This is a genomic window from Aeromonas sp. PrichA-15 (genome assembly GCF_017939245.1).
In the GTDB taxonomy this organism is placed as follows: domain Bacteria; phylum Pseudomonadota; class Gammaproteobacteria; order Enterobacterales; family Aeromonadaceae; genus Aeromonas; species Aeromonas caviae.
Map to the genome: position 1 here is coordinate 1 of NZ_JAGKRH010000148.1, position 395 is coordinate 395.

General features: G+C 55.2%; 1 pseudogene. It reads left to right on the forward strand.

The annotated features are described in order from the left end of the window. Nucleotides 1-223: 223 nt before the first annotated feature. Nucleotides 224-395 (forward strand): annotated as a pseudogene (locus J9889_RS16670) (transposase); the annotation flags it as partial.

Genomic DNA, 395 nt, shown 5'->3' on the forward strand with positions numbered 1-395 from the left:
TGCGCTTTGGTGGCATCCATGAATATCGACTGGGAGAAGCTCCGCCACAAGTAACGGAGCTAACAGGAGACCAGCAGATCATTTTGGAGGTATTGGGTGAGCGCTATCGGCAAATTTATTCCTAAATCAGGTGCGGAATGTCGGATTTACAGCTTGGCAACGCAAGGTACAATTAAAATCGTACTTGGCGCCGCTCAACTGATCGATACTTGATCAACTAGCGCAAAGAATGATCATGCGTCGGCCCTGCCTGCACAAGGGACACCGCTATGCCACCGTGATCATGGATGCCGAGCGAACCCGCGTCCTGTGGGTGGGGCACGGCAACAGCCGGGCCGCTATCCGTCCCTTCTTCGAGCAGCTCGGCGAGCGATGCCAGCAGATTGAGGCGGTGG